This window comes from Mucilaginibacter sp. OAE612, assembly GCF_041806395.1.
In the GTDB taxonomy this organism is placed as follows: domain Bacteria; phylum Bacteroidota; class Bacteroidia; order Sphingobacteriales; family Sphingobacteriaceae; genus Mucilaginibacter; species Mucilaginibacter rubeus.
In genome coordinates, this window is sequence record NZ_JBGMUW010000001.1 from 2,372,125 (window position 1) to 2,398,051 (window position 25,927).

Annotated in this window: 20 protein-coding genes; 10 read left to right on the forward strand and 10 right to left on the reverse strand. The window is 41.2% G+C overall.

Going from position 1 to position 25,927, the window contains the following annotated elements; all coding sequences use genetic code 11:
- Window positions 1-30 precede the first annotated feature (30 nt).
- Window positions 31-1,716, forward strand: coding sequence for a hypothetical protein (locus ABID99_RS09925; protein ID WP_188832351.1), 1,686 nt, complete (start codon window positions 31-33; stop codon window positions 1,714-1,716).
- Between the two features lie 23 nt (window positions 1,717-1,739).
- Here ABID99_RS09925 and ABID99_RS09930 read toward each other — a convergent pair whose 3' ends face one another.
- Both ABID99_RS09930 and ABID99_RS09935 read right to left on the reverse strand, forming a co-directional pair.
- Window positions 1,740-2,027: a chaperone modulator CbpM gene (locus ABID99_RS09930; RefSeq protein ID WP_188832350.1), complete on the reverse strand. Its 288-nt coding sequence runs from the start codon at window positions 2,025-2,027 to the stop codon at window positions 1,740-1,742.
- A 12-nt stretch (window positions 2,028-2,039) separates the two neighbouring features.
- The gene (locus ABID99_RS09935; RefSeq protein WP_090526008.1) at window positions 2,040-2,963 is read right to left on the reverse strand and encodes a DnaJ C-terminal domain-containing protein; all 924 of its coding nucleotides are present in this window, start codon (window positions 2,961-2,963) and stop codon (window positions 2,040-2,042) included.
- Window positions 2,964-3,106: 143 nt separating this feature from the next.
- On the opposite strand from ABID99_RS09935, the gene ABID99_RS09940 reads away from it, so the two are divergent.
- Both ABID99_RS09940 and ABID99_RS09945 read left to right on the forward strand, forming a co-directional pair.
- Window positions 3,107-3,703, forward strand: a complete 597-nt coding sequence (locus ABID99_RS09940; protein WP_090526007.1) for a hypothetical protein — start codon at window positions 3,107-3,109, stop codon at window positions 3,701-3,703.
- A gap of 100 nt (window positions 3,704-3,803) precedes the next feature.
- The gene (locus tag ABID99_RS09945) at window positions 3,804-4,316 is read left to right on the forward strand and encodes a GNAT family N-acetyltransferase (RefSeq protein ID WP_188832349.1); all 513 of its coding nucleotides are present in this window, start codon (window positions 3,804-3,806) and stop codon (window positions 4,314-4,316) included.
- A 62-nt stretch (window positions 4,317-4,378) separates the two neighbouring features.
- On the opposite strand, the gene ABID99_RS09950 is transcribed toward ABID99_RS09945, so the two are convergent.
- On the reverse strand, window positions 4,379-5,068 hold the full coding sequence (locus tag ABID99_RS09950; protein WP_090526005.1) for an HAD family hydrolase: 690 nt from the start codon (window positions 5,066-5,068) through the stop codon (window positions 4,379-4,381).
- Window positions 5,069-5,273: 205 nt separating this feature from the next.
- On the opposite strand from ABID99_RS09950, the gene ABID99_RS09955 reads away from it, so the two are divergent.
- Window positions 5,274-5,633 (forward strand): DUF1493 family protein, encoded by a 360-nt coding sequence (locus tag ABID99_RS09955; RefSeq protein WP_112656909.1) that lies wholly within the window; start codon window positions 5,274-5,276, stop codon window positions 5,631-5,633.
- Window positions 5,634-5,739: 106 nt separating this feature from the next.
- Here ABID99_RS09955 and ABID99_RS09960 read toward each other — a convergent pair whose 3' ends face one another.
- Together ABID99_RS09960 and ABID99_RS09965 are read right to left on the reverse strand one after the other, a co-directional pair.
- Window positions 5,740-5,961 (reverse strand): PspC domain-containing protein, encoded by a 222-nt coding sequence (locus tag ABID99_RS09960; RefSeq protein ID WP_090526003.1) that lies wholly within the window; start codon window positions 5,959-5,961, stop codon window positions 5,740-5,742.
- Window positions 5,962-5,965: 4 nt separating this feature from the next.
- Entirely contained in the window at window positions 5,966-7,252 is a 1,287-nt protein-coding gene (locus tag ABID99_RS09965; protein WP_373613598.1) for a DUF2851 family protein, read from the reverse strand.
- A gap of 145 nt (window positions 7,253-7,397) precedes the next feature.
- Between ABID99_RS09965 and ABID99_RS09970 the strand changes: the two genes are divergently transcribed.
- The 3 genes from ABID99_RS09970 to ABID99_RS09980 all read left to right on the forward strand — a co-directional run bounded on the left by ABID99_RS09970 (window position 7,398) and on the right by ABID99_RS09980 (window position 12,483).
- Window positions 7,398-8,708, forward strand: coding sequence for an MFS transporter (locus ABID99_RS09970; RefSeq protein WP_373613599.1), 1,311 nt, complete (start codon window positions 7,398-7,400; stop codon window positions 8,706-8,708).
- Window positions 8,709-8,869: 161 nt separating this feature from the next.
- Window positions 8,870-9,934 (forward strand): M20 family metallo-hydrolase, encoded by a 1,065-nt coding sequence (locus ABID99_RS09975; protein WP_373613600.1) that lies wholly within the window; start codon window positions 8,870-8,872, stop codon window positions 9,932-9,934.
- A 353-nt stretch (window positions 9,935-10,287) separates the two neighbouring features.
- The gene (locus ABID99_RS09980) at window positions 10,288-12,483 is read left to right on the forward strand and encodes a DUF5916 domain-containing protein (RefSeq protein WP_373613602.1); all 2,196 of its coding nucleotides are present in this window, start codon (window positions 10,288-10,290) and stop codon (window positions 12,481-12,483) included.
- Between the two features lie 68 nt (window positions 12,484-12,551).
- Here the strand turns inward: ABID99_RS09980 and ABID99_RS09985 are convergent, their stop codons facing one another.
- Window positions 12,552-14,243: a HAMP domain-containing sensor histidine kinase gene (locus tag ABID99_RS09985; protein WP_188832344.1), complete on the reverse strand. Its 1,692-nt coding sequence runs from the start codon at window positions 14,241-14,243 to the stop codon at window positions 12,552-12,554.
- Window positions 14,244-14,599: 356 nt separating this feature from the next.
- On the opposite strand from ABID99_RS09985, the gene ABID99_RS09990 reads away from it, so the two are divergent.
- Window positions 14,600-16,453, forward strand: coding sequence for a right-handed parallel beta-helix repeat-containing protein (locus ABID99_RS09990; protein WP_373613604.1), 1,854 nt, complete (start codon window positions 14,600-14,602; stop codon window positions 16,451-16,453).
- Window positions 16,454-16,707: 254 nt separating this feature from the next.
- On the opposite strand, the gene dnaB is transcribed toward ABID99_RS09990, so the two are convergent.
- On the reverse strand, window positions 16,708-18,273 hold the full coding sequence (gene dnaB / locus ABID99_RS09995; protein ID WP_373613605.1) for a replicative DNA helicase: 1,566 nt from the start codon (window positions 18,271-18,273) through the stop codon (window positions 16,708-16,710).
- 305 nt (window positions 18,274-18,578) lie between these two features.
- Here dnaB and rlmB point away from each other — a divergent pair, with 305 nt between their 5' ends.
- The gene (rlmB, locus tag ABID99_RS10000; RefSeq protein WP_373613606.1) at window positions 18,579-19,349 is read left to right on the forward strand and encodes a 23S rRNA (guanosine(2251)-2'-O)-methyltransferase RlmB; all 771 of its coding nucleotides are present in this window, start codon (window positions 18,579-18,581) and stop codon (window positions 19,347-19,349) included.
- Between the two features lie 153 nt (window positions 19,350-19,502).
- Here the strand turns inward: rlmB and ABID99_RS10005 are convergent, their stop codons facing one another.
- Window positions 19,503-20,588 (reverse strand): mannose-1-phosphate guanylyltransferase, encoded by a 1,086-nt coding sequence (locus ABID99_RS10005; protein WP_090525993.1) that lies wholly within the window; start codon window positions 20,586-20,588, stop codon window positions 19,503-19,505.
- Window positions 20,589-20,848: 260 nt separating this feature from the next.
- Here ABID99_RS10005 and recQ point away from each other — a divergent pair, with 260 nt between their 5' ends.
- A complete protein-coding gene (gene recQ / locus ABID99_RS10010; protein WP_112659158.1) occupies window positions 20,849-23,041 on the forward strand; it encodes a DNA helicase RecQ in 2,193 nt (730 codons plus the stop codon).
- 88 nt (window positions 23,042-23,129) lie between these two features.
- On the opposite strand, the gene ABID99_RS10015 is transcribed toward recQ, so the two are convergent.
- The gene (locus ABID99_RS10015; protein WP_188832340.1) at window positions 23,130-25,034 is read right to left on the reverse strand and encodes an OmpA family protein; all 1,905 of its coding nucleotides are present in this window, start codon (window positions 25,032-25,034) and stop codon (window positions 23,130-23,132) included.
- A 38-nt stretch (window positions 25,035-25,072) separates the two neighbouring features.
- Window positions 25,073-25,696, reverse strand: a complete 624-nt coding sequence (locus ABID99_RS10020) for a 7-carboxy-7-deazaguanine synthase QueE (protein ID WP_090525991.1) — start codon at window positions 25,694-25,696, stop codon at window positions 25,073-25,075.
- Between the last annotated feature and the right edge of the window lie 231 nt (window positions 25,697-25,927).

Genomic DNA, 25,927 nt, shown 5'->3' on the forward strand with positions numbered 1-25,927 from the left:
TGGTTTAATTAAATTTTTATATTTTTAGATATGTATTACTTTGTTTTTTCTGCGATAGTTGTCTTTATCGTAATTGGAGTGCTTTATATTAAGTCGTATTATGATAAATTACGCTGGGCAAAAAAGCAGCTGATAAAAATTCAGGAGAAGTGGGGCAAACCGGTTAACGCCCGCCGAAACTTTGATTTAATAAAGATTTACCTGGATTCGGAAGATAGTAAAAACAAGCTTTCGGCTCAAACAGCCGACGACCTTGACCTGATAAGTGTTTTCAATTATATCGACAGAACAAACAGTAAGCCTGGTAAACAATACTTGTTTAATTTATTACATTGCTCTACAACCGAGCTTGATGTTTTGCATGACCTCGACAATGATATTGAGGATCTTAACATGGATATACCCGGCCGCGAATTGCTTGAAGTGGAATTGTCAAAACTTAACCACCCCGATGCTTATTTTATAGCCGATCTTTTTCTCAGGGCACATGAACCGGTATTTGCATCGGTAATTAATTTTTATATAAAGGTTTCACCTTTTCTGATCCTGGCTGCGTTATTATCGCTGATTGTTATTCCTAACATTTTTAGCTTTATCTTTTTGCTATTGTTGTTTGCGTACAACATTGTTATTTACTTCAGCAACCGCAAGGCTATTTCAGGGTATACCAAATCGTTACCGCAATTGCTGGTAATGTATAAAGTTGCAGTGGCGTTAGTTAAAAGTGGGAAATTTGGTCAGGTACCCGAGGTAAAGCGTTCCCTTACCAGCCTACGAGGTTTAAAACGAGCACTTAAGTTTGTAAATATAGAAAGCGGCTTCGTGAATGGTAAAAGTGATATTGCTTACGCAGCCTTCCATTTATTTAAACTGCTTTTTGTGATTGAGCCCAATACTTATACATCATCATTAAAACAAGTAAGTAAATACCGTGAGGACATTAAAGAAGTGTATAAATTTATTGGCCGGGCCGATACGCTGATAGCCATACAATCAATACGTGACGGTATTCCTTTTTATTCAAAACCCGCGTTTACGGGTGTTGATGGCAAAATAGAGATTACCGAACTATTTCACCCATTAGTAGCTAACTGTGTAACCAACTCCCTTTATACAACTGATGCAGACAGGGGCGCATTGATCACAGGGTCAAACATGTCTGGCAAAACTACATTTATTAAAGCGCTGGCATTAAATACGCTGCTATCGCAAACTATATTTACAAGTTGTGCAAAGGCCTATAAGGCTCCTTTTCTCAAAATACAAACCAGCATCAAAACCAGCGATAACATTGATGAACACAAGAGTTATTTTCAGGCACAGGCCTTAGCTATTTTAGATATCATTGATAACAGTTCTCAGAAAGAGGATATAAAAAGCCTTGTGATCATCGATGAGATTTTCAGGGGTACCAATACCATCGAACGTATAGCGGCGGCTAAGTCTGTGCTTTCGTACATTACCGCTAACCAAAATTTTGTTTTTGTATCAACCCATGACCTTGAACTGGCCGAACTGCTCGACGAAGATTTTGTTGTATATTCCTTTTCAGAATCAAAAGACGGGCGCATGCTGGTATTTGACTATATCCTGAAGCAGGGCCTGCTTAAAAACACTAACGGAATCGCCATACTCAAATCCATGGGATATCCAGAACCTGTTATCGATGAAGCAAATATTGTAAGCGAGCGGATGATGAATAAATATTTGGTTTAAGCATTCCTGAAAAAAAAGCTTTCTTATTCATATAAGCTCAACCTGTTTTTTAAATACCGCATATCTTCCTGTAATTTTTCAACCCGGTCAAGCAAATGGGAGATAGCTTCAATGCCGGCTACGTTAATATCCAATTCGTACAAGCTCACCAGTTTTTCCAGCTTTTGAAGTTCAGTTTGAGGAATGAAGACGATTTCATTAATGGTGGTTACCTCAACCAGGCCTGCTTCATGTAAAGATGTGATGAACGTGTATTCAACATTATGATATACACAAAAATCGTTTGCTGCTATTAATTCTGCTGTTTTCATAATGTTTTTAATTTAGGCTGAGGATTTTGCCAGTTCTTCAAATAATTGTTTCTGCTTTTCGGTAAGGTTGGTAGGGGTTTGGATATCATAGGTCAGGTACAGATCGCCAAATTCATTCTCTTTTTTATAAACGGGCATACCTTTGCCTTTGAGTTTTACTTTAGTGCCGTTTTGAGTTTCAGGTTTTACTTTCACTTTAACTTTGCCGTTTAATGTATCGGCAGTTATTTCTCCACCTAAAACTGCAGTGTACAGGTCAAGTTTCAACGTGGTGTACAAATTATTACCATCACGCTTAAAATTTGCATCAGGTGCAACATTAAACTGAATATACAGATCTCCGGCGGGGCCGCCGTTTACACCCGGGGCGCCATGCCCGGCTATTTTGATAGTTTGCCCGTTTTCAATACCTGCGGGTATAGTTATCCGGATGTTTTTGCCATTGACAGTCAACGTTTGCTTATGTGTTTCAAGAACGTCTCGAAGGTTTAAACTTAACGAGGCGTTATAGTCCTGCCCGCGGTATTTTGCCTGCCTGCCGCTACGCGCGCCTCCTGCACCGCCGAACATCGATTGAAAGAAATCTGAAAAATCGTCACTTCCAAACCCTTCGGCGCTACCAAATCCTTCGGCTCCGTTAAAGCCCCCATAGCCACCAAAACCTCCTTGTGCACCGGCCTGTTGGCGCGCCTGTTGTTCGTATGCTTCGCCATGCTGCCAGTTTTCGCCATATTTGTCGTACTTCTTTCGCTTTTCCGGGTCACTTAATACTTCATTTGCTTCGTTTAGCTGCTGGAATTTTTTGTGGGCATCTTCGTCATTAGGGTTAAGATCGGGGTGATATTTGCGGGCCAGTTTACGGTAAGCATTTTTAATATCCTTTTCGGATGCATTTTTGTCGAGCTCTAATACTTTGTAATAATCTATAAAAGCCATGGCGGGGTTTAATATAAACAGATGTGTTATTAACTACTAAATATACAGCTTGGTTTTAAAACTTATGGCTTTTTTAATGTCATTTGATATAAGTGTAACCTACGATAGCATGTTACGGTCATAGCTGGTAAATCTTTTAAATTATGAAAGCCGAAATTGATTTCCAGCAACAAATATTGCCTGGCTTGTGCCTTATTACAGCACCATTGCTGTTTTGCATATCAACATTTTTTTGGGTAGATGGACAATACGGGGTAACGGCCGCAACGCTGATCTGCCTGTCAACAGTATTTTGGATCCCGGCTTTGTATGGGTTATTTGGCTTGTTAAAGCACAACATGCCGTTTTATTCAGCGATAGGTTTGTTGATAGCGATTTATGGATGCTGTATGGGTGGGATAGGGTTTGGCATGTTGGGATATTTATCAACTATATTTAAAATTTCTCATCATAATTATCTCGGTGTTTTACAGCAATATCCCGTCAGTTCGGGTTTGTTGCTTTTTTGGGCAGGCCCGTTGTTCCCGTTAAGTCTATTGGTGTTAGCTATAAACCTTGTCCGTAAAAAAGCAGTACCTGTTTGGCTTGGTTTGCTGGTAGGCCTTGCAGCTGTAGCTTTCCCGGTAAGCCGGATTTTAAGGATCTTATTGTTAGCCCATGTGGCCGATGTATTATTGTTATTGCCTTTAACGATTATCGGGATAGGCTTTGTGAAGCGCCGAAAGGTTGCTGATTTATGAATTAAGCAGAATTAATTAAGGTACAAACTTCAAAATGGTAATTTGAGGCCTTTTATTTAGAACGTACAACCATTACCTTTGGCATCCTTAAATTAATCATATGCCTGTAATAACCCAAGCTACACTTACCGACGTACCCGAACTTAATGTTTTAGTAAACAGCGCTTACCGTGGTGAAAGCTCCAAACGGGGTTGGACAACTGAGGCCGACTTAATTGGTGGTGCCCGCATTGATGAACAAACTCTTGCAGGGTATATGAATAATGAAAATATTATCATTTTAAAGCATACTGATGAGGATGGCAATATTACGGGTACTGTTTATCTTGAAGTCAGAACTCCAAAGTTGTATGTTGGCATGTTTAGTGTATCGCCACTATTGCAGAATAAAGGTGTGGGCCGCGCACTGATAGAAGAAGCAGAAGTTTACGCGCGTAAGCATAACTGCAATACTTTAGCTATGACAGTAATCAGCATCCGTTCCGAACTGATAAGCTGGTATGAGCGCCGCGGCTACAAACCAACCGGCGAAATCCAGCCTTTTCATGCGCATGGCCGTTTTGGTGACGCCAAACAGCATATTGAGCTAATTGTAATGGAGAAGAGCGTTTAAGTCCTAAGTTCTAAGTCTTGAGTCAAAAGTTAAATTGGTATAATCGACTTAGGACTCAAGACTTAGAACTTCACAAATTCCAATACTTCACTGATCTTATGCACATGTTTGAAGTTTTCGTGTGTTAAAACGGTTTCTACGTGTTCGTGCGCCCAGGTTGTATGATAGGGTACGTGAACAGCATGCCCGCCAATGTTGATCACGGGCATTACATCTGATTTTAAGGAATTGCCGATCATCATAAACTCATCGGGATTGATGTCAAGGTGTTTGATCAGCTTGATATAATCATCCTCCTTTTTATCACTCATAATTTCGATATGGTGAAAGTAATGTGCCAGCCCTGATTTTTTGAGCTTCCGCTCCTGGTCAAGCAGATCGCCTTTGGTGGCTACCACCAGCCTGTAATGATCTTTTAATGAGGATAAAACATGTTCTACCTCGTTCAGTAACTCTATCGGTTGGTTGAGCATGTCCTTACCATATTGTAATATGGTTTCCACTACATCAACACTGATATTTTTTTCAGAAATGCTTAACGCAGCCTCTATCATGCTGAGGATATAGCCTTTTATCCCGTAGCCATAAAGTGGGAGGTTATCAACCTCAACTTTAAAAAGCTCTTTGGAAATGGTGTGTTGTGGCGAAAAATTTTCGAGCAGACTGCAAAACCTTTCTTCGGTGGCTTGAAAGTAAGGTTCATTTACCCAAAGGGTGTCGTCGGCATCAAAGGCAATTACTTTTAGGTTCATTTGAAGTATCTGGTTTACCTGGTGCAATAATAATACATCAGGTTGATTTTAGTAGCATAAAGCTCCATTGTACAGCAATAAATATTTAACATTTATTAACTATCAGGTTCAATTTAAACGATTTAAAAATAAAGTAAATTTGTATGCAACCTTATTTAAAAAGCTACGTCTCATAACTTAAATGGTCAAATTAACATTCGTTTAAATGGAAGAGATACTGCCACCCTTAAAAGAATTTATAGTTGATTATTGCAACAGGTATAAGATCCATAAGGTTGATCCGCGTAGCCTGAACCTCGATACCAGTATCGATCTTGATCTGGATATTTTTGACATTGAGATAGACCTTTTTCTTGCTGATTTTGCCGAACAGTTCAATATAGATCCATCTAAATTCAGTTGGTATAAATATGGCTATCCCAAAGGCTCAACCCGGGTAAAAGTTATTAAACTGATGTTTGGCTACAATACTACATGGGTTAAACAACTGGCCCAATATTGCTATACTCCCAAATTTAAGGTGCGCAACTTACAAGATGCTGTAAAAACTGGCAAATTGGTTTAATGAGAAGATGTGCTTTCACTAATCAAAATCGGTGAAAGCAGGGAATAATCGGTGAAATCTCCCAATAAAAATAAGCGAAATCAACGTAATCAGAAATGATCAGCGGTTAAAGATCAGTAACCCCGGTATGCTTGCGTTTAATGAAGTTCCGGATATCCAATACAACACCCGCAAAAAAATAAAATATAAGCGGGAAGCCTACCGCCAGGAATGAGGAGTAGATAAAGAAAAGCCTGATCTTGGAGATCGAGATATTAAAGCGTTCGCCAAGGTAGGTGCATACACCAAAAGAGTACCGTTCAAAAAAAGTAAGTATCCGCTGTAGCATGGTGTCAGGCCAGTTTTAGTATCTTATTACCAACGCCGCATTGCAGGCATTTCTTATAATTGCAGTAATTATTTTTTAACTCAAGCAATGCCTGTGATTCAAACGCAGTTTCAATTTTCACTCCTAAGTTAACAAAATCAGCAATAATATTGTTTTTTTCGGCCGGTAAATTTTCTAACAATTTAAGACTACGGCTAATATAATGTTGCTGCTGATGCTGCTTGCCGTAACTAAACAGGAACAAGGCCACTGCATTGAGCAGCAAAATATCAACAGAACCATCGCCCATATTTTTCGATGACGGCTTGGATTGTACATCAAACCGGTAATGGTCCTCCCAGTAATCGTTTACTTTGATCTCTGTAAATAAACTACGCAGCGCTTTTACCTCTTTAATTTCTAATATTTTAGATAACAGGTGGTTTGACTGTACGATAAGCGCGGCAAATTGCGCCAGCCTGATGGTTGGAAAGTTTTGGGGCCTTAGCCGCATAAACTTCCACAGGTGGCTTTCTATAGGTTTAAGGTTGTATTTTTTACGCAGATATTCATACTCCTTTTGAAGTTTGAGGGGATAATCATCTTTAAATTCACCCTCTAAAAAGCCTGCCTGCCCAAATATCAAGGCTTCAATTTGCATCGGGCTGTTTTTGTTTTTGGCAAGGATAAGCTGAGGCAGCGATTTAGCCATCAGCTCAAACGGTAGGGCGTTTACTTTAAAACCAAAGTTTGCCGCTAAAAACTGGTAAAAAGTTTCCTCCCAATCGCCTTTATTAAGTGCCAGAGCCGCTGCCACATTTGCCGATCGTTTTTCCATCCGCTCAACCAGCACGCGGGTAAGCCAGTTTTGCATGGTGAGGGCATCCACTGTAGCGATGCCGTTTTCGCAGGGTATAAAACTCTGGTTACCGAAAACCAGCTTATGATATTTGTTATAAAGCTCTTCACTAATACGGTTTTGCAGTTCAAGTGTTGGAACTTTGCGCCCGTTTGGTAAAAACAACTGTATATCGTTACGATAAACCACATGTAATATCACATTATCATAAGCGCCATCATTAGTATGGCCATGCTTTTGCCAGTCGGACGCGGAAAGATGCACTTCTACATTACCTGCCCAAACAGTTTCGCCAATACGGATCCTCGCATTATGAAAATCGGGACCTGAATCTGAATTGTGCAGCCCTGCCGAAAAGATTTCCAGTTTCTCACCATCTACAGTTTGAAGGTTTTCGCGCTCAAAAAGCCTGAATTTCCAGATGTAATGCAAAAAATCTTCGGTGAAAAGCATGGTTGTGGTTTGGATGAATGGTTGAGCGTATTAGATTAGGTTGAATAAGTTTTTATTAAAGCAAATATGCCGGTTATTATATTGGTATTGCGCCTCTATTTTAAAATTCCTAATATTACGGAAACCAACAATATCTGCCAAACCTATGAATGAAATAAAATCACCAATACCCCAAACCACGGGCGGACGCATCAAGTCCATCATAGGCGGATCGCTGGGAAATTTGGTTGAATGGTATGACTGGTATGCTTACACTGCCTTTTCCCTTTATTTTTCAGATGCTTTTTTTCCTTCAGATAATCAAACCGTACAGCTTTTAAACACAGCCGGTATTTTTGCCATCGGCTTTTTAATGCGCCCTATAGGCGGTTGGGTAATGGGGACCTTTGCGGATAAGCGCGGCCGTAAAACAGCGCTTACATTTTCTGTATTGCTTATGAGCGTTGGTTCATTGATTATTACTATAACACCTGGCTACAAAACCATCGGTGTTGCTGCGCCTATACTGCTGGTGTTGGCCCGCATTATCCAGGGCCTGAGCGTAGGAGGGGAGTATGGAACCAGCGCCACTTACCTGAGTGAAATGGCTACAAAAAAGCACCGTGGTTTTTACTCAAGCTTTCAATATGTAACGCTCATTATGGGGCAATTACTGGCATTGGGTGTTTTGGTCTTGCTGCAAAGAGCGTTTTTATCTGAAAAACAATTGCATGACTGGGGTTGGCGCATTCCATTTGGAATCGGGGCAATACTGGCTGTCACCACTATGTATTTAAGGCGAAGCTTACAGGAATCAGCATCGTTTGATAAAGAAAGTAAAAAAGCTGATGCCTTGAATGGCACTATAAAAGCTTTAACAAAGCATCCTAAAGCTGTTTTTACGGTAATTGGATTAACCATTGGCGGCACACTGGCGTTTTACACCTTTACCACCTATATGCAAAAGTTTTTGGTTAATACGTCCGGCTTCAGTAAGAGCGCCGCTACGCTCATCTCAACCTTAACATTAGCTGTATTTATGGTGATACAACCTTTATTTGGCTTACTGTCGGATAAAGTTGGCCGGAAGCCATTACTAATTGGTTTCGGCATATTGGGTACGCTTTGTACAATTCCTATCATGACATTGCTAAGCCATACTAAAGATGTATGGGTTGCATTCGCGCTGATCCTTTGCGCGCTGGTCATTGTAAGCGGCTATACCTCAATCAATGCTGTTGTTAAGGCCGAACTTTTTCCGGCCAATGTGCGCGCCCTGGGCGTAGGTTTTCCTTATGCAATAGCCGTATCCCTGTTTGGCGGCACTGCCGAATATATTGCCCTGTGGTTCAAAAATGAACATCATGCGCAATGGTTTTATTGGTATGTAACTGTTTGTATCGGGCTATCGTTGGTTTTATATATCACCATGAATGATACCCGCAAACATTCAAAAATGGAAGATGAGCAGATTTGAAAATGTGCAGATTACAAATGATATGTAATGTTTGCGTTAGGTGAATATTAAGTTACTTGTAAATCTATTAAAGTGACTTAATGTTCAGGAAATGTATTTCATCCACATAAATAAAAAGTGTTAATTTTGCCCGTTCATTACAAGGGATAACCCTTAAATTTATGACTGACACAAGCAATTTATTTCAACTGGCGGTAACATTACTGCAACAACTAATATCCATTCCATCGTTTAGTAAAGAGGAAGACCGCACCGCCGATCTGATCAACGAATTCCTGCAGTCGCATGGAGTAACCACTCATCGTAAGCTTAACAATATCTGGGCCTGGAATAAACACTTCGACCCGGCTAAAGAAACTATCCTCCTTAACTCACATCATGATACTGTAAAGCCCAATTCGGGCTATACACGCGATCCTTACGATGCCAAAATTGAAGATGGTAAATTATATGGCCTTGGCAGTAATGATGCCGGAGGCTGTCTTGTTTCACTGATAGCCGTATTTCTTTATTTTCATGATAAGGAGAACCTGAAATATAATTTCTGCCTGGCGACTACCGCCGAAGAAGAAATTTCAGGCGTAAACGGTCTGGAACTGATCATTCCCGATTTAGGGCAACTATCTTTTGGCATAGTAGGTGAGCCAACCCTGATGCAATTGGCAATTGCTGAACGGGGTTTAATGGTGTTGGATTGCACCGCTCATGGCCGTGCGGGCCATGCCGCCCGCGAAGAAGGAGAGAACGCTATCTACAAAGCGTTAACAGATATTGAATGGTTCCGTACTTTTAAATTTCCGAAAGAATCAGAAGTTTTTGGGCCGATAAAAATGTCGGTGACTATTATTAATGCCGGCTCACAACACAACGTTGTGCCTGCCAGCTGCGTCTATACCGTTGACGTGCGTGTAACTGATGCTTACCGTAATGAGGAAGTGCTGGAGATTATCCGTGAGCATGTTGCCAGCGATGTAAAACCGCGTTCTATCAGGTTAAAACCATCATCTATCCCTAAGGAACATCCCATAGTTCAGGCTGGCGTAGCTCTTGGCCGTATCACCTATGGCTCACCGACAACATCCGATCAATCATTGCTGGATATCCCGTCCATTAAAGTTGGCCCCGGCGATTCCGCACGTTCACATACTGCCGATGAGTTTGTTTATGTAGATGAGATCAGGGAAGGCATTGAGTTGTATATTAAGATGTTGGAAAGTATTAATTAACATTTTAAAAATAAAAAGTTACCCATAATTCTGTTGCAGAATCCAGACTTAAGAACTTTTCAAACTTCGTAAGTCTGGATTCTTCGGCTTTGTTATTGCCTTTCAAAGTCCGCAGGATTTCAAACCTATGATAACGGGTAACCAACAGCCCGCTTAACCAATCGGTTAAGCGGGCTGTTGGTTATAAGATTAACTCTACTTTATACGAATTGTGTGTAATGTACTGATTGTCAGATATGTAATTGTTTGTATAGAACCCAGGCCGTAAATTATATGATACAAGGCGTTGATTTTTACTAAAAAAATGTAGTTTTAAAATTCGTGAACCAATAAGTTTATATACCCTTATCTTAATGCCCTTAAAACGCTACTGCTGGCTTTCGGCAAAAACATTCTTGCTCATCATCTTATGCTGTATAACCTCCTTTTATGCATCGGCTCAAAAAAAGAACGCGGGGTATAAGTACCATATCCGCAGGGCTGCTTCGGCTATTAATATAGACGGAGTGATGAATGAGCAAGCCTGGATGCAGGCTGATTCGGCGGGAGATTTTTTCATGGTGCTGCCGATGGATACCAGCAAGGCTACTGTTAAAACCGAGGTGCGGATGACCTACGATGATAAAAACCTGTACATCATAGCTATCAATTATAATTCGGTACCGGGGCCTTACATGGTTGAATCGTTAAAACGTGATTTCAGTTTTGTAAAAAATGATAACTTCCTGATTTTCATGGATCCATTTGATGCCCGCACCGATGGCTTTAGTTTTGGTGCCAACGCGGCGGGAGGGCAGTGGGACGGCAGCATGTATGAAGGCGGCAAGGTTGACCTGAGCTGGGATAACCGCTGGTATTCGGCAGTAAAAAATTATCCTGATAAATGGGTTTGGGAAGCATCCATCCCATTTAAGAGTATCCGTTATAAAAAAGGCATAAAGGAATGGGGGATCAACTTTAGCCGTAATGATCTCAAGACTGCCGAAAAATCAAGCTGGACACCCATCCCACGGCAATTCCCTACAGCTTCATTGGCTTATACCGGCACACTTGTTTGGGACGAAGCGCCCCCAACAGCCAGCAGCAACGTATCTATAATCCCATACGCGCTTACGGGTTTATCTAAAGATTATCAGCATAATACCAAAACCGAATATAAACATGAAATAGGAGGGGACGCCAAGATCTCCGTTACACCAGCCCTTAACCTCGATTTAACAGTCAATCCCGATTTTTCGCAGGTTGATGTTGATCAACAGGTGATCAACCTCAACAGATACGAACTTTTCTTCCCCGAAAAACGGCAATTCTTTTTAGAAAACGGTGACCTGTTTGCCAACTTTGGTTACTCTGATATTCGCCCTTTTTTTTCAAGGCGGATAGGCCTCAACGTACCGATTGATTTTGGAGCAAGATTGACCGGCAAATTAGATAAGGACTGGCGTATTGGCGCTATGGATATTCAAACAGGCGGCTCGGGCAGCGCCCAGCAGGCTTCTGAAAATTATGGCATCATTACCCTGCAAAGACGGATCCTTGATCGCTCAAACATCGCTTTCCTGTTTGTAAATAAGGACGCTACTGCCAATATTCCCGGCACCAATACCGGTTCAACTGCCTATAACCGTAATATAGGCGCAGAGTTTAACCTTGCCTCGCGCAGTAATATCTGGACAGGCAAAGTACTGGCCCTTAAATCATTTACGCCCGGCGTGAGCGGGCATGATTACGTGGTATCCGATCATTTCCAATACCTGAGCAAATACTGGACGCTTTATATGCAGGAGGAGTACGTAGGTAAAAATTACAATGCCGAAGTAGGCTATGTTCCCCGTGTTGGTTATGTGAAGTTAAGCCCGCTGTTACTCCGTAATTTTTTTCCTAAGCAAGGTAATATTCTAAGCCATGGCATCCAGCTTACCTCTAATTATTTCTTCGATGAGTCGTTTCACCGTACTGATAATGAAAGTATCCTGTCATATTTGATCACATTCCGTAACCGGGCAACACTGTCGGTGTCCGGTATAAATGATTATGTGCGCCTTCTGAGGCCTTATGATCCAACTAATATCGGTAAAGGTTTATTACCTACCGGCTCTGAGCATAACTGGAACACTATTGATGTGCAGTTTGTATCGAAGCCGCAAAATGTGTTTACCTATTTGCTGGAAGCATCGCACGGTGGGTATTATGATAAGGGCGTACGCAATAGCGTTACAAGTTTAATAGGCTATCGTTTTCAACCTTATGTAAATATTGCTATCAATACCTCCTTCAATGATTTAAGGTTGCCGCAGCCATTTGGCCATAATACGTTCTGGCTGGTAGGGCCAAAAATTGATGTTACCTTCACCAATAGCTTGTATTTTACCACCTATATACAATATAATGAGCAGGTGGATAATATCAACATTAATACCCGCCTGCAATGGCGCTATAAGCCTGCGTCCGACCTGTTTATTGTTTACGGCGATAATACCACGCCATCACCGTATACAGTAAAAAACAGACAGTTAACGTTAAAATGGACGTACTGGTGTAACTTATAATTAGCTGGAGAATAAAGAGTTTTTAAGATTCTGGGTATATACGTCAATTTTAAGTAAAACGCCGGCAGTTAATCTATTTTATACTTTTCGTAAGGGATTTCAAAACTAAAAGTACTTCCTTTGCCCGCATCGCTTTTTACGGTGATATTACCTTTTTGCAATTCAATCAATTGTTTGCAAATGTATAAACCAAGACCTGTACCGGTATTTCCTTTTGCCGAATTGGTTTGGTAATATTTTGAAAACAGGTTAATCTGTTGTTCCTGGCTTATACCGGCTCCTGTATCGCTAATATCAACTGTTAGTCCGCCTTTGCTGTCGGATAATTTTAGCGCTGCTTTGATCTTTACGTTTCCTGTATCGGTATATTTGATAGCATTGCTAACAAGGTTTACGATAATCTGCTTTAACCTGAAACTATCACCCAAAACTTCAGCTTCCGGATCGCCTTCAAAATGATAATTTAATTCCAATTGTTTTTTATCAGCACTAAATGCCATGCTTTCAATTACTTCTTTTAACGTTTTATCCGGGCAAAAAGGATCATGATGGATCTTGAGTTCGCTGCTTTCCATTTTTGCGGCATCAAGGGTATCATTGAGCGTTTGCAGTAGCAAATCGGATGATGCCCGCACTGTTCCCAACATTTCTGATTGTTTTGGAGTGAGCGTCGTTCTGCTGAAAATGTATAAAAAACCATTTATAGATGTGAGCGGATTACGGATTTCATGGCTCATGTGCAGCAGCAGGTCCATTTTTTGACGCGCTATCATTACGGCCCGTTCGTTCTCCTTCAGCAAAAGCTCTTCAGATCGCCCCAGCTTAATAACAAACACAATCAACAACACTGCAAAAGCCAGAAGCAACAAAAGTGCAACAAGGTAAAGCCTGTTTAGCAAACGTGTTGTTTCCAGGTAACTGTTAAAGGCTAAACCCTTAAAGGCATCGGTCATGCTGTAATTTATATCCTTAATGGTACTAATTAACTGCTCCATTTTATGGGTAATGCGCATATTAAGGGCGATGAGCTGTCTTTGCGCTTCCTGTAATTTGTGGTTGCTTTGTTGTAATTGCCTGATTTTATTGAGATAGTTGGATTGATCTTTATTGCGGAGTTTTTGCGTAACCGAGTCGACATAAATTCGGGTCCGGTGGTTGATAACAACACCTCCCGAATTGGTTGCATAGGCGTTTTTGTTCTTTATGGCTTCTTTAATTCTTGCAAAAAAACCTTTTCGTTTTACCTGGCCGGGTTGGGTTAAGGTGTCGCTGCTGTTTTGTACCGTACGGCTACTTTTAACGGCAAGTTTATTTTGAACGGTCGCTGTGCTGTAATCTGAATAGGTTGTGAGCAGGGAATCAAAGTCGTGCCGGGCAGAAAGAAGATCGGCAGATAGTTTTACCTTTTGGTTGTGCCATGTATGAAGTTGAGAACGCTGTTCGGCATTTAGTTTGGTAGTGTCATGCTGCATGTTTAACAGGGTATCAATTTCAGCAAAAGCCAGTGAAAGTTTGGCCTGATAAGCCTGAGCCTTAGTAGCGTCGGCATCTACGAGTGAGGATTGAAATAAATCCTCGGCCTGGTGAAGTAAAAGCAGCGCCTGCTGGGGCCTGGAATTATTAAGGTCCATAAGGTGCGAGATCTGTGCCGTATGGGCTAATCTTTCTGTGATCTTGTCTCTTACAAAAAGGGCAGCGATAACTAAAATTATGGTAAAGGCTAAAAAAGCAAGCAGTATCTTTCTTGATAAAACGTTCATATAGTTATTTTCATCAGTGTTCCGGCTGGTGTCAATCTGAAATTGATACCGTCGTTGCTAATGGTTTTGAAGAACAATGATAATGATAAAAATAATATAATCACCGATGGACATCACGTTTGACTGTCAGTGCCTTTTGGTGCAGGGGTAAATATTTAACCTATATTTTAATGAATGATTTTCGCTTATGTTAAATGTATGGGATATTATATAAAAGAGGGATCGCTGTTTTAACCATAAGTTATGGAGTAAAGACAAGGTAATTTTTAAATGCTGGTTGTGGATGGCCAAAATTATAGATGTTAAGCGTAAATGTTATACCATATACGCCATATATTAGTAACCTGATATTTACCATGAGATATTTTACAATAAAATGCCTGTTACTTTTAAGTCCGTTTCTGATATGCAACGTATTAAAAGCTCAAAATAAACTTGTTGAATATTTAGCTCCATCCGGAAGAAGTGTTTCTCCGGGCAATCGAACCTATTATATCGATCCTGTTAAGGGCAATGATGGCAACACCGGGTTAACCAGTTTAAAGCCATGGAAAACATTTAAAGGTATCAACCGGCTTATTTTATCGCCGGGTGATGTTGTGGAAATACTATCGCCGGGAGGGTTTTTCGAAACGTTGTCAATTATGGCCCACGGAACGAAAGACAGGCCGGTAAAGATCTGGTTTGCCCCCGGGTGGTATGACTTTTTTCCGGACGGCGCTTACAAAGCCCAATTGCAGATTTCCAATACCAACGATGTTCCTTACGGATTAAAAGCAATTGCATTAATGCTTGATAGTAGCAGGTTTGTGGATATTGATGGTGCCGGCGCCACAGTAGGCCTTCGCGGAAAAATGATCGAAACGTATATCAATAACAGTCATCATATTAAATTGAACGATTTGAGTTTTGATTACCAGCGTCCAACGGTTTCCGAGTTCAGCGTGGTAACAACGACATCAAAATATGCCGATGCTGCGGTTAACACCGAATACAAATTCAGTATTAAAGACAGTACATTAACATGGCTTGGAGAAGGCTGGAGTTATCAGCCCGGGTCATACTGGCAGGTGTATGACCATGCCACCAATGAATTATCGAGAATGGAAATCCCTCAGGAGGGGCTTCGCTATGAAGCCACAGGAGAGCATAGCCTGAGAATATTTTTCAAGAACAATCCGGGCTTTAAAAAAGGCTTAACCTATCAAAATCGTGATGTCACCCGTGATTGTGCCGGTTTTTTCATACAAAAAAGCAGCAATATCAATTTAAACAACATCCGTATTTACTTTATGCATGGCATGGGAATAGTAAGCCAGTTTAGCAAGAATCTAAGTTTCAATCATGTTGTAGTAAAGGCTAAAGATGGTCGCACGTGTGCTGCCTGGGCAGATATTCTGCATTTTTCGGGTTGTAGTGGCAAAATTGAAATTGCAGGCTCATACCTGTCGGCAGCAAATGACGATGCAATTAATGTGCATGGCACTTTTCTTAAAATAACAGAAAAACTTTCCTTAACTCAGGTCAAAGTAAGGTTCATGCATGATCAAACTTACGGATTTGATGCTTTTGCTGCTAATGACAGTATTGGTCTTGTTCACCCGGCGACCCTGCTTACTTATCAAAATAATAAGGTATCGAAAGTTGAGAAGCTGAATAACAGGGAATTTTTGCTAAATTTTAGCAACCCGATGCCCGATGATATGCAAACAGGAGATGTGGTGGAGAACATTACTGCCACGCCACAGGTATGGATCCATCACAATACCATTGAAAAGATCCCGACAAGGGGTATCCTGGTTACCACTCCCAGGAAAGTAATAATTGAAAACAATATCATTAACCGGACCCACAATAGCGCAATCATGATCAATGACGATGCGTCAAGCTGGTATGAATCAGGAGCGGTAAAAGATGTTACTATTAAAAACAATACGTTTTATAAATGTGGAGGGCCGGTTATAGCCCTGTCACCGGAAAACAAGGTGAAATCAACAGCTCGGGTTCATTCCGGAATCCAGGTAATCTGTAATAAAATAACTTTAACGGACGATCAGTTTTTTGAGGCTTCAAGTACATCCGGAATTAAAGTTACAGGGAATAAAATAACCACAACTGGCAGTATTAAAAATATTGATCAGTTGATAAGTTTAAAAGACTGTCAGGACACCAGGGTTTATAACAATCAGCTAACAACGCAAAAAGAGTAATTGAAAGATGAACAGGTGCCAACAGAATGGTAGTTACTTGACAGCGAATACCGGGTAGATTACTCCTCCAAACTTTGATGGAGCTTGTGCCAGTTTTGTGACTTTATAACCTAAGTGGATAAACTCGACCTCTAACTTTTGAAATGATATATATGCGGGTTTGTTTTCACTATTACAAACAAGAAAGCTTTGCAATTGCAAAGCTTTTCTTGTTTGTATATCTTTTGACACTCCCCTTTTAGGGGAGCCAGGGGCTAAAACGGAGGCTCATCATCTATGTCGTCCATTCTTGAAGGACGTATAATGAAGTTACTCTGCTTTTCAAAATCCTGTGAAGGGGCAAGGCCTGCGAAAGCGTTACCTGCCGGAGGAGGGAAGCCATCCATACCTTCTTCAAGATTTGTGAACTTAACATATTTGCCCACAAATTTAAGTCGAACAGTACCTGTTTCACCATTACGGTGCTTGGCTATGATTACCTCGCCTACGCCCTGGGTAGGGTTACCGTCCTCATCTTCGGTCAGGCCGTAATATTCGGGACGATAAAGGAACAATACCATGTCGGCGTCCTGCTCAATAGCGCCCGATTCACGTAAGTCTGAAAGCATTGGCCTTTTTGAGTTGCCCGGCCGGCTTTCAACCGCACGGCTTAACTGCGAAAGTGCGATAACCGGTACGTTGAGCTCCTTGGCAACCGACTTTAAAGCACGTGAAATACTGCTGATCTCTTGCTCACGGTTACCCCCGCCACCTTTGCCTTCAGCTTTGCCATGCATCAGCTGCAGGTAGTCGATAATGATAAGCTGGATATCATATTGCGATTTTAAACGACGACATTTTGCCCTGAACTCAAAGATGTTTAGGGCAGGTGTATCATCAATGATGAACGTTGCTTTTTCAAGCCTGCCAATTTTAGAGTGTACCTGCTGCCATTCCCATTCTTCAAGCGTGCCTTTACGGATTTTTTCCTGCTCAATTTCTGCTTCGCCGGCTATCAAACGGTTAACTAACTGTACAGACGACATCTCCAGCGAAAATACCACAACTGGCTTGTCAAAATCAACGGCTGCATTACGTGCACAGCTTAATACAAAAGCAGTTTTACCCATCGCCGGACGTGCCGCAATGATCACCAGGTCTGATTTTTGCCAACCTGACGTCATCCGGTCAAGGTTGGTAAAGCCAGAGGCAACACCTGTTAAGCCATCCTTTTTATCCTTCAGGGCTTCAATATCGCGCAGGGCCTCATGAACAAGATCGTCCATATTACGGGCATCTCGGCGTAAATTGCTCTGAGCTATTTCAAACAGATTTTTTTCGGCCATATCCAGCAGGTCGAATACATCGGCGGTATCCTCATAGGCATTGTTGATCACCTCTGTAGAAATGCGGATCAGTTCGCGCTGGATAAATTTTTGAATGATAATGCGCGAATGGAATTCGATATTGGCGGCCGATGCAACGCGGCTTGTAAGTTCAGTGATATAGTAAGCACCGCCAACCATTTCAAGCTCGCCCAGCCTGCGCAATTCGGCAGTCACGGTAAGGATATCTACAGGCTGTGTTTTTTCAAACAAGATTTTTATTGCAGAAAAAATCTTTTGATGATTGGTTTGATAAAAAACTTCGGGTTTTAAAACATCTATAACAGATGAAAGGGCGTCTTTCTCCAGCATAAGGGCACCTAAAACGGCTTCCTCCAAATCAGTAGCCTGCGGCTGCAATTTTCCGCCTGCAATGAATGGCGTAGGATTTGGGATCCGGCTGCGGCGTTCAAAAGTATTCGGCTTGTTATACTGGTTGTTATTCTCAAAACTCATAAGGGTACAAAAATATACAAAAAATGCTTCGACAGGCAAAGGAAACACCTAACATAGTGTATCGGCATTTTAAAATAATCATACACAGGGTGATAATTTTAAGGTTTTTAATAAACACCTCAATGTTGATAACTTTTTAACGAAATTTGGGCTGGTTGATTTTCAGCTAATTGAGCCAATGTTAATAAAGTTTTGAAGTGTTGATAGCATCTGCACTCAAACCTCGGTAAACCCAAAAGGGTTATCAGTTCAATAACGGCTTAATCAATTAATATAGCTACTTTTGCCAAAATTTAAATTATAAAATGGCATTTAATTCAAGGCCTCAACGCGAAAGCAATCAAATGGTTTTTGGTATCAGGGCGGTAGTAGAAGCGATCCGTTCGGGTAAAGAGATTGAGGCGTTATTTATACAGCGAGGCATAGGCGGCGGCCTGATACAGGAGCTTAAAGAACTGATGAACGAATATCAGATAACTGCACAGCAGGTCCCGGTTGAAAAACTAAACCGCATTACCCAGAAAAATCACCAGGGAGTTATAGCTGTGATTTCGCCTATTGTTTATCAAAAGATAGAGAACATTATTCCGGAAATATTTGAGAGGGGGGAAACTCCATTAATTTTAGTTTTAGACAGCATTACTGATGTAAGAAACATGGGTGCCATTGCCCGTACTGCCGAATGTGCCGGTGTGCATGCCATCGTGATCCCAGCCAAAGGTTCGGCGCAGATAAATCCTGATGCCATTAAAACATCGGCCGGCGCATTATACAAAATCCCTGTTTGCCGGCATGATAATTTTATGCAAACTGTACGCTTCCTCCAGGAATCGGGCTTGCAACTGGTTTGTTGCACCGAAAAAACACAGGACAATATTTACACTCCGGATTATACCGTACCTACGGCCATCGTTATGGGATCGGAAGAAGACGGAATCCGTAACGAGATCATCCGGATCTCCGACCACCTGGCCAAGATTCCTATGTTCGGCGAAATTGAATCGTTGAATGTATCGGTATCAACCGGGGTGATTTTGTATGAGGCAGTGAGGCAGAGAACCCCCCCCGCCCCCTAAAGGGGGTGCTTACTTACGGCTGGTTTTTATTTGTCGTATTAAACTTAAAAGTATTTAAACAAGAAAAGCTTTGCCGTGGCAAAGCTTTTCTTGTTTAGCATTACAGCTAAAGAGTGATTGTAAGTAGGTACCCCCTTTAGGGGGCGGAGGGGGCTAAATATACTTCGCTCCAAATTTACTTTTTACATCAGCCACAACCTGCTTGATGTTTTGTTCCTGGTCGCGGGGGCAAATGAGCAGGGAGTTGTTTGATTCTACCACGATATAATCATGCAGGCCCTGCAATATTACCAGTTTTTCGCCCGGCACGTTTACCATGCAGTTTGAAGAATCATACATGATCACTTTTTCGGCGGGGATAACGGCATTGCCTACATAATCCTTTTCGGCAAGGTCATATATTGATGCCCAGGTACCCAGATCGCTCCACCCAAAATCCGAAGGTAATACATACACATTATCTGCTTTTTCCATAATGCCGTAATCTATCGAGATATTAACGCATTGCTGGTAAGCCTTGTGTATATAAGACTTTTCATCGTCCGAGTTATAAACCGGTTTTGCATCAGCAAAGATCTCATGCATTTCGGGCAGATACTGATTAAAGGCCTTAACAATAGTTTTGGCCGACCAAACAAAGATGCCGGCATTCCATAAAAAGTCGCCGCTTTGAATAAAGGTTTTAGCTATTTCAAGAGTTGGTTTTTCGGTAAAGGTTTTTACCTTATGAAACTCATCATTGATAACGTTATCAGTGTATTGGATATATCCGTAACCGGTATCGGGCCTTGATGGTTTAATGCCCAGGGTTATCAGGTAATCATTTGAAGCGGCGGTCTGCAATGATTTTTCGATAGCGGCAACAAAAGCATCTTCATCCAGGATCTGCTGATCGGAAGGGGCTACAACAATAGCGGCATCGGGGTTAAGGCTTTCAATTTTAAAACAGCCATAGGCAACACAAGGTGCTGTATTACGCATTACCGGTTCGGTAAGGATCTGCTGATCCTCCATATCGGGCAATTGTTGTTTTACAAGTTTGGTGTAGTTTTCGTTAGTAACAACGTAAATATTTTCTTTGGGGCAAACTTTCAGGAAACGTTCGTAGGTATTTTGTATTAAGGTTTTACCGGTACCAAGTATATCTATAAACTGTTTGGGGTGCGATGTACGGCTTATCGGCCAAAAGCGGCTTCCAATCCCTCCAGCCATAATTATCGCATAATAGTTTTTATTCATGAGCAAGTAAAGAATTTTAATTTGGTATATCAACCGTAAAAATGTGTAATAATTTGTTAATTATCCATTAAGTGTAGCTAAATAATTTAACGGTGGGCATAACCACAAATTTGTCTGGTTCTTTAAATGAACAAGCAATGAAATTGTTTTTCATCTAATCATCATTTTTGCACAAAATTTAAAAGTAAATCCATCGTTTATTTAGAAAATTTTGTTACTTTAAACTTTTAAATACAATTTAAGAATTTGTTAAAATAATGATAGAAACAAAGAAATCGCTATTTGACAATCTCCAGAATTTTTTCGGGTTTGATAATTTTAAGGGAGAACAGGAAGCGATAATAACCAACATCCTGGCCGGTAATGATACATTCGTTATTATGCCTACCGGTGGCGGCAAATCGATGTGTTATCAGTTACCAGCTTTGATGAGCGATGGCACGGCAATCGTAATTTCACCATTGATAGCCCTGATGAAAAATCAGGTAGATCAGCTCAGGGCGTTTGGAGGATCAGATAGTATAGCCCATTTTTTAAATTCATCACTTACAAAATCAGAGATAGGCAAGGTTAAGGAAGATGTACTTGCGGGAAAAACCAAGTTATTATACGTGGCCCCCGAATCGTTAACCAAGCAGGAAAATATTGATTTCTTACGCCTTAACCACGTTTCATTCGTGGCGGTAGATGAAGCGCATTGCATTTCGGAGTGGGGGCATGATTTCAGGCCCGAATACCGTAAAATACGCCAGGTGATCAGTAACATAGGCGAAAATATCCCCATAATTGCTCTAACAGCTACAGCTACCCCAAAAGTTCAGCAGGATATTCAAAAAAACCTGCAAATGAATAACGCAACCGTGTTTAAATCGTCATTTAACCGGGGTAACCTGTTTTACGAAGTTAGGGCCAAGCGTAATGTTATCAAAGAGATTGTAAAATTTGTAAAACAAAACCAGGGCAAATCGGGAATTGTGTATTGCCTTAGCCGCAAAAAGGTTGAGGAAGTAGCCGAGGCGTTGAACCTTAACGGGGTAAGGGCATTGCCCTATCATGCAGGGCTTGATCCTAAAGTGCGTGCAGAAACGCAGGACAAATTCCTGATGGAAGATGTTGATGTTATTGTTGCTACGATCGCATTCGGTATGGGTATTGATAAACCCGATGTTCGCTACGTTATACACCATGATGTGCCTAAAAGTATGGAAGGTTACTACCAGGAAACAGGAAGGGCCGGGCGTGACGGAGGAGAAGGTGTTTGCGTGGCTTTTTATTCGGAGAAGGACATTGATAAACTTCAGAAATTTATGAAAGACAAGCCTGTTTCAGAACGTGAAATAGGTACTCAGATACTTAAGGAAGTTATCGATTATTGCGAGTCGTCGGTTTGTCGCCGTAAACAATTATTGCATTATTTTGGCGAAAACTTTAATGAAGCAGGCTGTAATAACATGTGCGATAATTGCTGTACCCATAAAGAACATTTTGATGGGGAGGAGCACCTGCACAGGGCATTAAGTTTGATTAAGCATATTGGCGAAAAGTTTGACGACCACCATATCCTCAGCATATTAATGGGTGAGGAAAATGCTCAGATCAAAAATTATGAGCATGATCAGCTTGACTATTACGGCTCGGGCAAAGAACAAGGTAAAAATCTTTGGAACTCGCTTTTAAGGCAGGCGTTACTCAACAATTACATTTCAAAAGACATTGATCAATACGGGCTTTTAAGGCTCACCAAAAGTGGCATTGGCTTTATTGAGAATCCGCACAGTATCCGTTTTGTTTTGAATAAGGTAATGGAGGCTGCTGACGATGACAACGATGACGACGGACCAAAACAAAGTGGCGGTGCACTTGATACCCAGTTGCTGCAAATGCTTAAAGAGCTGCGTAAAAAGCTGGCCAAACAAAAAGGATTGCCACCGTTTGTAATATTCCAGGATCCTTCGTTAGAAGAGATGTGCACCCATTATCCGATCAACACCGAAGAGCTTAAACAAATTTCGGGTGTTGGTGCAGGCAAGGCGCTAAAATTTGGTAAACCTTTTACGGATTTGATCCAGAAATATGTAGAGGATAATGATATTGACCGGCCAATTGATATGGTGATCAAGAGTGCTGCCAATAAATCGGCGCTTAAAGTGTTCATTATCCAAAATATCGACAGGCATTTAAACCTTGATGATATTGCTGCTTCAAAAGGTCTTACTTATGAGGAGATCCTGAAAGAAGTTGAAACTATCGTTAACTCAGGAACCAAACTCAATCTGAACTACTATATTGATGAGGTGATTGACGAAGATAAGCAGGAAGAAGTATTTGATTATTTCCGCACTGCAGAAGCCGACTCTATTGATGAAGCCTTAGCTGAACTGGGCAGTGATGATTACACCCGTGAAGAGGTGCAGTTAATGCGTATCAAATTCATGTCGGAGTTGGGGAATTAGGGGTGTAAAAGTTCTGATAAAGAAAGCCTTTAGATTCAATTCTAAAGGCTTTTTGCTTTTCCCCTGATTACTGCTGTTGGCTTTAATTTTATTTAGTTATGATCATAAATTCCGTACGCCTGTTCTTTGCCCTGTCTTCCTCTGTTGTATTGGATGCTATCGGTTGCGTTTCACCGTATCCTTTGTAAACAAGGCGGGTAGGGGCAATTCCTTTCGACACGAGATATTGATAAACAGACTTTGCCCTGTTTTCAGATAAGGTTTGGTTACCCTGGTGATTACCTGTATTATCTGTATGACCTGAGATCTCAATACGGGTAGTTGAGTTTATCCCTAAAAATTCAATGAGCTTGGCAAGTTCGGCTTTTGATTCCTTTTCAAGGTCAAACTTATTGGTATCGAAGAAAATATTTTTAAGGATTACCTTATTGCCAATTTCAATGGGTGATAACAGTGCCACAATGTTAAACGGGCTTTTAATCTTATAATTTTTAAGCGAAAAGTTTTCGGAATAAAACAGATATCCGCTTTTTGAAATATTAAGCGCATAGTTTTTGCCCGACGTTAATGTGGCTAAAAAGTCCCCCTGTTCATCGTCACTGTAATCCTGGTAAACCGGCAAATTACTTTCCAGGTCAATAATCTCAATTGCAGCTTCAAGGGGGGCTTTCGTCTTTACGTCTTTTACAAAGCCTTTAACATACGTTACCAAATGGGGCCGCAACTTTACAGGCAGCTCGAACTTATAAATATCATAACCGCCCAACCCCTTTAAATTATCCGATGAAAAGAAAGCATAATCTCCGGCGGCAGTTAATGATAAGCCGCCCTCATCACCACTGGTATTGATAGGATATCCAAGGTTTTCGGGTTTTTGCCATTTACCGTCTTTATCCATGCGGCTAACAAACAGGTCCTTGCTGCCTAAACCCGGCCAGCCATCGCTGCTAAAATAAAGTGTACTGTCATCAGGGTGAATAAACGGTGATAATTCATTGTAGGGGGTATTAATATTGGGGCCCAGGTTTTCAGGTTCGCCCCAGCCTTTTTCACCCAGCGTGCTTTTCCAAATGTCATATCCGCCATAACCGCCTTTACGGTTGCTTACAAAATAAAGCGTGCGGCCATCGGCATTTATCGAGGGTTGAGATTCCCAGCCCGACGTATTTACCGGTGGGTTCAGGTCAACAGGTTTCCCCCAGTCATTTCCCCGTTTTTGAGCGATATAAATATCACAACGGCCTAAACCGTCGGGGCGATTGCATCCCGTGAAAAACAGGTATTTACCATCCTGCGATATGGATTGCGCACCTTCGTTATATTTTTCAGTATTAATTTGGTTGCTTAAATAAGTGGCAGTATTCCACTTGCCATTTATCATTTCGCTTTTATAAAAATCTTCGTTGTTATTGATCTTTCGGGTAAATATCAACGTGCCTTCGTCGGCTGTAGCAACCGGGAGGTACTCGTCATTGGCAGTGTTTATTTCAGGGCCGATATTTATAGGTTTAAATGGCACAGGATGTGTCATCGCCTGGATGCTGAATTTGGCATCGGCAAGCAGTTTTTTTGCGTAGGTATTGTTTTGAGGGCTGATATCAGGGTAAGTAAGGTATTTTTCGAGATGTTGCTGAGCCTGTGCGTAGCTTGCATCGTGGATTTCCATTTCAGCGGCTTTGAGGTACACCCCCCTGTTAAATTCCGGACTAAGTGAAATTACTTTAGCGTATTGCTCAACAGCTGGCTTGTACATGCGCTTCATTCGGTACAGGTCGGCGAGTAATAACCGCGCTTCTATAAACTTTGAATCTTCGCTAATAGCTTTAAGCGAGTTTTGAATCGCCTCATCATAAAGATGTTCATCAAGGTTTTGATAAGCGGTAGCAAAATATTTTACAGCTTCTTTATTGGATGACGAATACCGGGTTTGCTGCTGGGCGCCAAGCAAAGCAGGTAAACACAATGCAAGCACCAATAATACTGCAATTTTCATTTGTAACTTAGGATAATTAATACCGTAAGTTACAAAGATTATGGAATATTCAGATACTTATGTGTTTGTAGTGAAATTTCCCACTGCGGGTTTTCTTTTACATAATCCACAATCAGCGGGGTCATTTCTTTGGATTTTGACCATTCGGGCTGCAGGTAAAGCTTACAGTCGGGCGATACCATTTTGGCGTGATATTCGGCCCATTCAAAATCGGATTTATTGAAAACGATCACTTTTAACTCGTGGGCACATTCGGCCACGTTTGGCGTAGGCGCTTTGAATTTTTTGGGTGAAAGGCAAATCCAGTCCCAATCGCCCGAAAGCGGATACGCACCTGAAGTTTCAATAAATGTTTTTATTCCCTTTTCGTGCAGGTTGTGGGTCAAATAATCAAGGTTGTAAATAAGCGGCTCGCCACCGGTAACTACAACAGCTTTTGCAGGATGAAGGGCGGCGTTGCTCACAATTGTATCAGCCGCGGTAAGGGGATGCAACTCGGCATCCCAACTTTCTTTAACATCACACCAATGGCAACCTACATCACAGCCGCCAAGGCGAATAAAATATGCGGCTTTGCCCGTATTGTACCCTTCCCCCTGTATCGTATAAAACTCTTCCATTAAAGGAAGCAGCGTGCCGTCGTCTGGTATTTGGTGTGCCATAGTTATTTGAGGGTGCAAAGGTACTGAAATATAGGCGAAAGCTAAAAGGTGAAAGCCAAAAGGTTACACTAATATGGAAGTACCTTAATAAGGCGAAAGGTAAAAGGCCAAAGGTGAAAGGTCTTGGCTTTATCATCAAAGTACATTATAAAAAAAATAAAAGTACACGTTAAAATACCTTTTGCCTTTCACCTTTATCCTTTTGCCTTTTTTTATTTTCATTTATAATTG